Here is a 10,904-nt window from a genome sequence, read left to right on the forward strand (position 1 = left end):
CACTGCGCGGCAGCGAACTGCAACCCCGGTTGCAGTTCCGCACACCCGCCGCGCGGCACGCCGGCCGCATGCAGCACGCTGTCGGCCGCTCTATTGTTGCTTTGCCTGAGGAATCGCATGCGCTCCACACGCCGCTTCTGGATGCCGACGCTGCTGGCGTTGGCCGTCTCCGTCTCCGCCCACGCCGCCGCACCCGCCACGCTGTATCTCGGCGCGGACCTGTCCTACGTCAACGAGATGGAGGAATGCGGCGTTCGCTACCGCGACAACGGCGTGGTCACCGATCCGTTCGAACTGTTCCATGCGCATGGCGCCAATCTGGTGCGCGTGCGGCTGTGGAACGATGCCCGCTGGACCAAGTACAGCGACCTGTCCGACGTCAAGAAGACCATTGCCCGCGCACGCGCGCAGGGCATGCAGGTGCTGCTGGACCTGCATTATTCCGACGAATGGGCCGATGGCGACAAACAGCTGATTCCCAAGGCCTGGGCCAGCATCACCGATACCGACGAGCTGGCCCGCATCCTCTACGGCTTTACCTACGACACGCTCAGTGCGCTGGATCGCGCCGGACTGATGCCGGAACTGGTGCAGGTCGGCAACGAAAGCAATTCCGACCTGATGGCCAGCCAGCCCTGGGACAAGCAGCGCCCCATCGACTGGCAACGCAATGCCAAGCTGTTCAATGCCGGCATCCAGGCCGTGCGCGACATGAGTACGCGTTCTGCGATCAAGCCGCGGGTGATGCTGCATATCGCCCAGCCAGAGAACGTGGAACCGTGGTTCGCCGCCGCCACCAAAGCCGGCGTCACCGACTTCGACTTGATCGGCATCAGCTACTACCGCAAGTGGTCCACCCAATCGATGGCGCAGTTGGGCAAGACCATCCAGCGCCTGCGCGGGCGCTTCGCTGCCGACGTGGTGGTGGTGGAAACCGCGTATCCATGGACCCTGGAATCGGGCGACACCTCGCCCAACCTGCTCGGCGCAGACTCGCTGATCGCCGGCTACCCCGCCACCCCGCAGGGGCAGGCACGCTACATGATCGACCTGACCCAACTGGTGATCGACACCGGTGGCGCCGGCGTCGTGTACTGGGAGCCGGCCTGGACCAGCAGCAGCTGCAAGACCCGCTGGGGCACCGGTTCCTCGTGGGAGAACGCCAGTTTCTTCGACTTCCGGCACGGCAACGAACTGCTGCCTGCCATCGACTTCATGCGCCACCCCTACACCGGTGCGCCGGCCTCCTACCATCCCGGCACGCGTGCGCCGGGGGCGGACAGGCCGGCCACGGTCCGCAAGGAGACCCAGCCATGACCGGCATCAATCGCCGCACACTCCTGCGCGGCATGCTTGCAAGTAGCGTCAGTGCCGCCCTGCCGGTGGGTGCTGCCGGCGCCCTGGCACCGGCCGTTGCCGGCGCCGCAGCGGCGAGCGCGAGCAATACCGCAGCAACCGAAACACTGGGCGATGCCGCGCTGGCACCGCGCGACCGACTGCTGTTCGATTTCGGCTGGCGCTTCCATCTGGGCCACGCCAGCGACCCCGCGCGCGATTTCGAGTTCGGCACCTTCCAGCGCAGCTTCGCCAAGGCAGGCAAGGACACCGCCACCGCAGCGCAGCTGGACTTCGACGACAGCGCCTGGCAGCAGGTGGATCTGCCGCACGATTGGGCAGTGACCCTGCCCTTCCGGCGCGAGCCGATCTCGGCAACCATGACCGAGGAAGACCCGGCCGCCTCGCACGGCTACAAGGCGCTGGGCACCAGCTTTCCAGAAAACAGCGTCGGCTGGTATCGGCGCATGCTGCAGATTCCCGCAGACGACCTGGGCAAGCGCATCTGCCTGGTGTTCGACGGCGTGTTCCGCGATTGCATCGTGTTCTGCAATGGCCACATTGTCGGCCGCAATGCCAGCGGTTACTGCGGCTTTGAGGTCGACCTCAGCGAAGTGCTCGACTACGGCAAGCCCAATGTCATCGCCGTACGCGTGGATGCCACCCTGGGCGAAGGCTGGTTCTACGAAGGCGCCGGCATCTACCGCCACCTGTGGTTGCAGAAGACCGATCCGCTACATGTGCCACCGCACGGCGTGTTCGTGCGCAATACCATCGAATCCGGCAACGCTACCGCGCAGGTCTCCACCGAGGTGCGCAACGACGGCACCGTGCCGCGCCAGTGCGCGGTGCAAACGCGTATCACCGCGCCCGACGGTCGCGTCGTCGCGCAGGCGGTCAGCGCCGTGGTCACCGTTGCGCCCGGCCAGGTGCAGCAGGTCGAACAACACTTGCCACTGGGCCAGGCCGCACTGTGGTCGGTGGAGACCCCACAGCTCTACAGCGCCACTGCCAGCATCCACAGCCAGGGCCGCGCGACCGACGCGGTGACTGCCACCTTCGGCGTGCGCAGCATCGCCTTCGACGCGCAGCGCGGCTTCCTGTTGAACGGCGCACCGCTCAAGCTACACGGCACCAACAATCACCAGGACCATGCCGGCGTCGGCACCGCCATTCCCGATGCCTTGCATGAATGGCGCCTACGCCAGCTCAAATCGATGGGCTGCAACGCGTACCGCAGCTCGCACAACCCGGCCACGCCCGAACTGCTGACCCTGTGCGATCGCCTCGGCATGTTGGTGATCGAAGAAACCCGGCGCATGTCCACCGACCCGGAGGCGATGGGCGAGCTGGAAACGATGGTGCGGCGCGGCCGCAACCATCCCAGCGTGATCCTGTGGTCGCTCGGCAACGAAGAACCGCAGCAGGTCACCGAACGCGGCGCGCGCATCGTCACCCGCATGCAACAGCGCGTGCGCCAGCTCGACCCCACCCGCCCCACCACCTTCGCCATGGACAAAGGCTTCGGCGATGGAGTGGGCCAGGTGGTGGACGTGGTCGGCTTCAACTACCGCACCAGCCAGATGGATGGCTTCCACGCGCGCTACCCGAACATTCCGATCTACGGCAGCGAGACCGGCAGCACCGTGTCGGTGCGCGGCAACTACCGCCGCGAAGACACCCGCGGCTATACGCGCGCCTACGACCTGGACCACCCCTGGTGGGCCAGCACCGCCGAAGCCTGGTGGAGCTATGTCGCCCAACGCCCCTATGTTGCCGGCGGCTTTATCTGGACCGGCTTCGACTATCGCGGCGAACCCACCCCGTACAACCGCTGGCCCAACGTCGCTTCGCAGTTCGGCGTACTCGACAGCTGCGGCTTCCCCAAGGACAACTACTGGTACTACCGCGCACAGTGGACCAGCGAACCGGTGCTGCACCTGTTCCCGCACTGGAACTGGGACGGCCTGCTGCAACCGGACGACAATGGTCACATCGCCGTCTGGTGCCATAGCAACCTGGAAGCGGTGGAACTGCTGGTCAACGGCGTCAGCCAGGGACTGCAGCAGGTTCCTGCCTATGGCCATGTGGAATGGCGTGTGGCCTACGCTCCGGGCGCGATCGAAGCGCGCGGCTATCGCGGTGGCAAGCTGGTGCTGAGCGAGCGCCGCGAAACCACCGGCGCAGCAGCCGCTATTCGCCTGAGTTGCGATCGCGATGCGTTGCGCGCCGATGCCGAGGACGTAGCGGTGGTCAAGGTGGAAATCGTCGATGCCCAAGGTCGCCTCGTGCCCGATGCCGACCACCTGGTGCAGTTCGCGCTGCGTGGCCCTGCCAAGCTGATCGGCGTAGGCAACGGCGACCCCACCAGCCACGAAGACGACAAGGCACCGCAGCGCAAGGCGTTCAATGGGCTATGTGCGGCGCTGCTGCAAACCACCCGCAACAACGGCGATATCGTGCTACAGGCGACCGCGCCTGGACTGAACTCGGCCAGGTTGCGCCTGCGCACAGATGCGGTGAAAGCGCGTACCTGGGTGGTTTAAAGAAGCGGCGGCCCTGCGCCATGCGGGAGGCACCGCATGGCGCAGGACCAATCAGCGCCTCTCATGCATCGTCAGGCCCGTGAACGGCACGCCCCAGCGATGCACTCCCCCACGCGGCGCATGGCCGCGTGGGCTGGTCCGCTTTCATCGCAGGCGCGAAAACGCACCGATACCGGCGATCGCCAGCCGCTCGGCGGGCACCGCCGTCTCCGCGAACGACAACCGCAGGTAGCGGATCTGGCGGACCTCGGGGAAATTCAGGCGCTGGGTCGAGAGCGCATAGGCGATATTGGGCAGTTCGCCGGCACCGGCCGGCTGCCAGCGTTGACCATCTTCGCTGGTTTCGGCGCGATAGCCCTTCGGTGGCGCCGCGCCGTTCATCACTGCGCGCGAGGGCGTGAGGCTGAAGCCAGCGACCTGGCGCAGCGCACCTAGGTCGATGGTTGCCTGCACGGAATGTCCCGGCGTGGGCGCGGGCGTGACCCAGACCGTGCTGGCATCGTCGTCGAGCAGCTTGTCCGCCCCGGGCGCGCTCGCCTCGACGATGCGCCAGCCAGCAGTAGAGAGCACGTCCGGCGCATTCGCCGTCGGCCGCGCAACTGGCACTGGCGCAACGGCACGAAACAGCGCGAATTCGCTGATCGCCGGGCAGACCGGCGCCTCCAGCACCACCAGCCGGACCCGACGCGCGGCGACCGGGCGGTCCAGCCGCAGGATCCGCTGCGCACCGATGCACTGCGCTTCGGCCAACCGCTGCCATTGCCCATCGGTCTCGGCTTCGACCGCGAAGCGGGTGACGCGCACGCCCAGCGGCAGGTATTCGCGCAACCGGACCAGGTCGAAGCTGTGCACCGCCGACAGTTCCAGCGTCAACGTCGGCGTGGTGACCGCATCCGGCGTGGACCAGTAGCTGTCCGGCTGGCGGTCCAACACGCGCGCCGGCTCGAACCCAGCACCGCGCGAGGCGCTGGCACTGGCCTTGGCCCCCTTGGTGAGATCGATGGCGAAGCTGGCGCGAATGGCGTCGCCAAAACTGTGCAGCACCGCCACGTCGTGGTCGGGAATGCGGCCGCGTCGGTCGGGCGGAAGATTGAGGTTCATGTTGGTGCCGCGCGCGACGGACGTGTCGAAATAGCGCACCAGATTCTCCGGGCTGCGCACCTTGCTGTCTTCATCGGCATGGTAGAACCAGCCCGGGCGGATCGACGTATTGGTTTCGGCCGGCCACCACAACGCCGCCCCGCGCACGCCGAAATTACCGTTTTCCTGGGTGTACGGGGCATTGGGCATGGTCGGCCAGCTCGGATCGCCGGCGACACCGTCCTCGTTACCGCCCCAGCGGATATCGGCACCAAGCGGGTCGAAGGTGCAGGCCATCGGCTGGTGCTGATGCACCAACGCGATCATCCGTGGCCAGTTGTAGTACGCAGGCGCATCGATCTTGCGCGATTCGCGCGCTCCACCGTAGTAGCCGTCGCCGCCATTGGCGCCGTCGAACCAGAATTCGAACAGGTCGCCGTAGCCGGTGCAGAGCTCGACGATCTGCTTGCGAAAATAGTCAAGATAGCCGGGGCGTCCATACTCGGCATGGTTGCGATCCCACGGCGAGAGATAGATGCCGAACGCCAGGCCAGCGCGTCGGCACGCCGCTGCCATCTCCCCGACAATGTCGCCCTTGCCGTTCTTGTAGGGCGAGTTCCGAATGCAATGCTCGGTCAAGCGTGTCGGCCAAAGGCAGAACCCATCGTGATGCTTGGCCGTGAAGATAAGACCTTTGAGGTTGCCAGCCTTGGCAGCCGCGACGATTTGATCGGGTGAAAAATCGCTGGGATCGAATTTGCGCGGATCCTCGTCGCCGTAGCCCCATTCCTTGTCGGTGAAGGTGTTCATCGCAAAATGCACGAAAGCGTATTGCTCCCACCGATGCCACCGCAGCTGTCGCGCGCTGGGCACCGCCCCCCACGGCGCCGGTCCACGGGCGTGCGGCACCTGCGCGATCCGAGCCGCCGATGCGCTGTAGCTGGCGGCAACGGCGGCCACACCCGTGGCAAGAAAAGTACGACGGTCGATCATTAGCCCCTCCAACGCTGCACAAGCTTCGATCTTAGCGTTTCCAAAGGTGAAGAGCCCTCCCCCCGAAGCGACAGGCGCGCGTGCAAGGCACCGCGCGCAGGCAGATCTCTACACGGCTGACGTTGAACAACGTCACGGGCAGCCTGCGAACATTCCTGGCGTGATGGCCGAGTGCCCCGCCCCACGCTGCCTTGCTGCCGCTCGCAAGGCGCGGTCGCATGCCTAGGGTAGATCCACATCGCGCGGGAAATAGCGGCGAAACTTCTCTTCCCACGCCTGAAATTGTGCCAGCGTGTATTCATCCATTGGCCGTTCCACCTGTGCGGTCGCCTTGTTCTGCGCTGCGTAGGCAATGCGCTGGGACGACAATTCATCCCATACCTTTCTGAGCGCGACAGGGTCGGAATGCGAGACCAACATCGCCTCCAGCACAGTGGCCTGCGCGATGCGCGCAGCCAGCAGGTCACTAAGCGCCTCGCTGACTGCCTGCATCCATTCCTGCTGTCGGTTATCCATGTTCGGTATCTGTACGCCGGTGTAGCTGGGCACTCTAGACCCGTCGATGACACGGCGATGTGGAGCTGATGCGAGCTTCCGCCAGCTCAGCTGCCGCATGCAGGCGCTCGGACGTACCTCTGCACCGGCCCGCAAGGCCCACCGCCCGCTACCCTTGCGCGTTCAGATTCGGGGGGGGGGACGTCGATTCAGGATCGTGTTGACATTTCCATTGGCGTCGTATTGATACTCAAGCGAAGCAAAGTTTGCATCACGAACCTGTTAAGGCATCTGACTGCCATTGAGTACCAGGGAGTGGCTGACGCTATTGCCGTAGGTAAACTGGCGCGCGGCGCCATTGGGGTAATAGCCAATGCCCGATGCGTAGACGTTGCCCAAGTGATCGCGCACGTCGGTCGGTTGACCCAACGCATTGGGTGCGTAATTGACCGACAACCCAGTCGGATACACCTGATTGGCGAGCGCTCCGTTGGCATCGTAGCCATAGCCAATGGACCAGGTATACCAACTGGTCTGACCCGACGATTCGGACGTCAGCATCCGGCGCTTGGACGGCCTCAAGATTCAATGGTCCCAAGGTTCCCACACGAATCCGCGATGAGCCAAACTTACTTTTTAGTCTTACCGGCTGAAGTCTTTAGTCGTCCAACTCTCCGCATCTTTTTGACTTCTTTGCCAAGCACCGGGTCGTCTCTAAGCTCGTGCAAGAGCATCTGAGCCTTGGCGTCCTTTGATCTAGCTAGAGCAGCCAAAAGTGGGGTACGGTCGAACCCCAAGGTGTCATCCTTAGCGATGCGGATGACATCGTCAATGACACTGTCGTCAGCAGCCACACTCAAGGCACAAGCGGCTGCCCAACGGAGGTTGTCAGGCGAGCTTGTGGCGGTGTTGAGCAAGTCGATTAAAACAGACCAATAGGGACGCGAGTCAGGCACCGCCAACGCCCGGATGATGCCTTCCTTGATTCGGCTCGGGTAACTTGGGCGTAAATGCTCAACAAGAACGGGAATGGCCTCCGGGTAGGGCTTAGCGGTATTGACCAAATCCCAAACAGACTTCACCGGGCATCCAGCAGACTCTAACGCCTGCACCAGCGGTTCTTCTGCTTTCGCCCAAGCAGCACGCTGCTTGGCCATCTCCTCGTCTCGCGCCTTGCGCATGGCCAAGTAATCTTGGTCGGCGGCTAGCTCAGCGATCAACTCAGCTGCGGTTTGTTGCTCTTTCATCGGCAAACTTCTCCAATAACGCAGATCTTAACATCTCCCCGTTTGGCTGCCTCCTTCAAAGGACCAGAGATCTTCGTGTCGGATCGCACATAGAGATTAAAGTCACGGCCAGTTTGCTTCGAAATTTCTGCGTAGTCACGGATCTGAGCGCTGTAGCCTTGGTATTTAACATTCTTGACCTCGCTGATGACAGAATCGGTTACGCCGTCTGGAATTCGGGTTACTCCCCTAACTTCAAATGCCATCTTCGGACCAATATCGACCGCTGCACGCACAGCGCTCTCTCCAGCCTGTCCAATACGCACCATCGCCGCTCCAGCACGAGCAATCTTAACAGGCGGCAAGACTGCAGCAATCTCTAAGCCGGCACCGACCATGGTGCCACCACCCGAGGATGACCAACCCTTGTCGGCCATCTGGCTAATGCTTTCGGCTCCAAATACCGTCCAACTTGCTTTAAGGCCTGCCCAGGCAGCACACGAGACCGGACCGCACCCGTCAGCTCCGGCGTCGATCATTTGGCCGACGCTGTCTCTCCCATCCGGATCAGTGAACCGATACGGATTGTTGTTCGCATACCAGTAGCGATTGAAGTTGGCTGCCAGCACCGAGTCTGCGGCCACCGGATCCACGCTCAGGAACCGCCCCAGGTCCTGGTCGTAGTAGCGCTGCTGCATGTAGGTCAGCCCGGTCGCCCCGTCCATGGCATGACCTGTGTAGCCGATGCCATCGACCGTCTTGCCGATGGGACTGCCATACGGCTGGTAGTCGGTCCGCTCGATCACTTGACCAGCAGCATTCGTCACCGCGATCGGGCTGCCCAATGCATCGGTGTGCTGGAACTTGATCGCCCCTGCGTTACGCGTGGCGAGCAGGCTCCCGTTGAGGTAGACGTATTCGGTGTTGCCCTTGCTCGACGTTTCTGTATAGAACAGCTGACCTGCCTGCGTGTAGACCTGAACAGTCCGCGTTGTCGGTTGCCCGGCCACAGTGCGGCGGCCATACGCATCGTAGACGTAGCTCTCCTTACCCGTGACATCTCGCAGGCGGTTGCCGTAGTCGAAGCTGTAGATCTGGCCGTTCTTGTTCTTGAGGTTGCCCTGCAGGTCGTAGCTCAACCCAACGGTGGTCGCGCCTGCATTGTTCTGAACATTGGTCAGACGGTTTCTGGCGTCATACCAGTAGTTTTTCTCACTTACCCCCGGCAGCTGTGCACTGAGCAGGTTGTCCAATACGTCGTAGGCGTATCGGTTCCAAGCATCCCCACCGAAGCGCCATGATCCAGCGTCGGTCAAGCGATCCAAACCGTCGTAAGCCATGTGCCGGTTGTAAACCGACCCCATCTGCTGATCCAGGATCGTGATGACATTTCCATTGGCGTCGTATTGATACTCAAGCGATGCAACGCTCGCATCACGAACTTGCTGAGGCATCTGGCGGCCATTGAGCAGCAGCGAGTGGCTGACGCCATTGCCATAGGTGAACTGCCGCGCTGCGCCATTGGGGTAATAACCAATGCCCGATGCGTAGACGTTGCCCAAGTGATCGCGCACGTCGGTCGGTTGACCCAACGCATTGGGTGCGTAATTGACCGACAGCCCAGTCGGATACACCTGGCTTGCGAGCGCTCCGTTGGCATCGTAGCCGTAGCCAATGGACCAGGTATACCAGCCGGTTTGACCCGACGATTCGGACGTCAGCATCCGGCGCTTGTTGTAGTTGTAAGCATTGACAACGGACGAGCTGCCAGCATCGTTCCATGTCGTCACTTGTGAAGGCAGTCCATCCGGCGTGTAGGTCCAGTCCTGGTTGCCATTCTTGTCAGGGAACCGCAGCGTCTTGAGACGGTTGCGGGTGTCGTAAGCGCGAGTAACCTGCCGGCCGCTTGCAGCAGCGGCATCCAAGTCGCAACTGGTGGTGCTGGGAAGGTCCAACCCGCTAGCCGACCAGGCCAGGTTGCCTGCAGCATCGTAGGCCATCACTGTTGAGCCGTTTTCGGGCTCGATCACCTTGCATAGCTGTTGGTTTGCGTCATAGACGTAGCTGCGAGCGATGGAGGCAGGTCCCTGGGGGGGCTTGACCGTTAGCAGAACTTGGCCAGAATCAGCAGTCAGGCCATTGACATCGCGTGCGATTGCCTTGAGGCGGTAGCTGCCCGCAGCCAGGTTGTTGAGAGCCACCTGATAGGGCGCGGACGCGACCGTTCCTATGAGCGCATCATTCGCGTAGAACGAGACACTGGCCAGCCCGCCCTCTGGATCGCTGGCATTGGCCCGCACGGTGGCGTTGCCGGGCGCATAGAGTGTCTTTCCATTGACTGGCTCGGTCAGTGATACCTGCGGTGGACGATTGACCGCCTGGACATTGATGACCTGGTTGGGACTGGCTTCACCGAACCAGGTCACGCTCTCTTGCAGCAACCTCCATTGAAAGTTGAGCGAGCCGGCCACCTGAGGCACCGCATTGAATGCGATCCGGACGGACTGCCCTGGGGGAACATCATTGGGCAACTCAACCCTGACGATGCCCCACATCCAGGTATCAGCTGGGTCGACCACCCCCAAGCGGTAGTTTGAGGACCTGCGCCAAGTGACGTTCCCGGTGTTGCGGAACATGACCTCTGCCGGATAGGACTGCCCGACGGTCATCGCTGCGGGCACGGACTGGCTGACAAATACCGAGCTACGGTCAATCGCCGGAACTCGCAGGCTTCCAGACCCTGCGATCGTATCGTTCGACGCACCCACAGGCGACAATCCGTGGATGAAGATTGCCTTACCACCGTTCTGCAGGATGAAGTTTTCATCGATTGGGAACGCGAATCGGTAATTTGCTGCCGACGTTCCGCAGGCAGCCGCTATCCCGCCGTCGCTTGGAAGATTGGCCTTGGTTGCTCCGCCAAAGTTCCCTGACCCAGCGGCGCCTCCAAGATACATGTGCACATCAATGGACTGAGTGAGATTGGTGGAGCATGCCCAGCCGGAGATCACCGTGTTACTGATACCGTCAATGCTTCCTTTGATGACAGACGGAAGAAGATTGATGTAAACCGGGTAACTCACTCCACCAAACCAGGCAACGCCATCCCTCACCATTCGCCATTGAAAAAGAGTGTTTCCCGGTGTGAGAGGCGCACGGACAGCGAAATTAAAGGTAGTGCTCGACGGATAGGCAACGCTCGTAGGCAGTTCGACACGACCGGTTCCCC

At 62.5% G+C, this 10,904-nt stretch carries 7 protein-coding genes; 2 read left to right on the top strand and 5 right to left on the bottom strand.

The window, feature by feature from the left end:
- Positions 1–117: 117 nt before the first annotated feature.
- Positions 118–1,317, top strand: coding sequence for a glycoside hydrolase family 53 protein (locus XcuCFBP2542_RS02750; RefSeq protein WP_249027595.1), 1,200 nt, complete (start codon positions 118–120; stop codon positions 1,315–1,317).
- Positions 1,314–3,881 carry a beta-galactosidase GalA gene (gene galA / locus XcuCFBP2542_RS02755; RefSeq protein WP_104602102.1) on the top strand — a complete coding sequence of 856 codons (2,568 nt, stop codon included), beginning with the start codon at positions 1,314–1,316 and terminating at the stop codon, positions 3,879–3,881. The genes XcuCFBP2542_RS02750 and galA overlap by 4 nt, the downstream gene beginning before the upstream one ends.
- Before the next feature lie 144 nt (positions 3,882–4,025).
- On the opposite strand, the gene XcuCFBP2542_RS02760 is transcribed toward galA, so the two are convergent.
- The 5 genes from XcuCFBP2542_RS02760 to XcuCFBP2542_RS19520 form a co-directional block, all read right to left on the bottom strand.
- Positions 4,026–5,954 carry an alpha-L-fucosidase gene (locus tag XcuCFBP2542_RS02760; protein ID WP_104602103.1) on the bottom strand — a complete coding sequence of 643 codons (1,929 nt, stop codon included), beginning with the start codon at positions 5,952–5,954 and terminating at the stop codon, positions 4,026–4,028.
- A gap of 222 nt (positions 5,955–6,176) precedes the next feature.
- A complete protein-coding gene (locus tag XcuCFBP2542_RS02765) occupies positions 6,177–6,470 on the bottom strand; it encodes a hypothetical protein (RefSeq protein ID WP_104602214.1) in 294 nt (97 codons plus the stop codon).
- Positions 6,471–6,731: 261 nt separating this feature from the next.
- Positions 6,732–7,010 carry a hypothetical protein gene (locus XcuCFBP2542_RS02770; RefSeq protein ID WP_249027596.1) on the bottom strand — a complete coding sequence of 93 codons (279 nt, stop codon included), beginning with the start codon at positions 7,008–7,010 and terminating at the stop codon, positions 6,732–6,734.
- A gap of 68 nt (positions 7,011–7,078) precedes the next feature.
- Positions 7,079–7,696: a hypothetical protein gene (locus XcuCFBP2542_RS02775; RefSeq protein ID WP_104602104.1), complete on the bottom strand. Its 618-nt coding sequence runs from the start codon at positions 7,694–7,696 to the stop codon at positions 7,079–7,081.
- Complete coding sequence (locus tag XcuCFBP2542_RS19520) at positions 7,693–10,758, bottom strand: RHS repeat-associated core domain-containing protein (RefSeq protein ID WP_338000094.1); 3,066 nt, start codon at positions 10,756–10,758, stop codon at positions 7,693–7,695. The genes XcuCFBP2542_RS02775 and XcuCFBP2542_RS19520 overlap by 4 nt, the downstream gene beginning before the upstream one ends.
- Between the last annotated feature and the right edge of the window lie 146 nt (positions 10,759–10,904).

The organism is Xanthomonas cucurbitae (genome assembly GCF_002939885.1).
Classification (GTDB): domain Bacteria; phylum Pseudomonadota; class Gammaproteobacteria; order Xanthomonadales; family Xanthomonadaceae; genus Xanthomonas; species Xanthomonas cucurbitae.

Bases quoted from the DNA above. Each gene is read 5' to 3' on its own strand.
- XcuCFBP2542_RS02770 (WP_249027596.1), bottom strand. From the start codon at position 7,010: ATGCTGACGTCCGAATCGTCGGGTCAGACCAGTTGGTATACCTGGTCC.
- XcuCFBP2542_RS02775 (WP_104602104.1), bottom strand. From the start codon at position 7,696: ATGAAAGAGCAACAAACCGCAGCTGAGTTGATCGCTGAGCTAGCCGCC.
- XcuCFBP2542_RS02760 (WP_104602103.1), bottom strand. From the start codon at position 5,954: ATGATCGACCGTCGTACTTTTCTTGCCACGGGTGTGGCCGCCGTTGCC.
- XcuCFBP2542_RS02750 (WP_249027595.1), top strand. From the start codon at position 118: ATGCGCTCCACACGCCGCTTCTGGATGCCGACGCTGCTGGCGTTGGCC.
- galA (WP_104602102.1), top strand. From the start codon at position 1,314: ATGACCGGCATCAATCGCCGCACACTCCTGCGCGGCATGCTTGCAAGT.
- XcuCFBP2542_RS02765 (WP_104602214.1), bottom strand. From the start codon at position 6,470: ATGGATAACCGACAGCAGGAATGGATGCAGGCAGTCAGCGAGGCGCTT.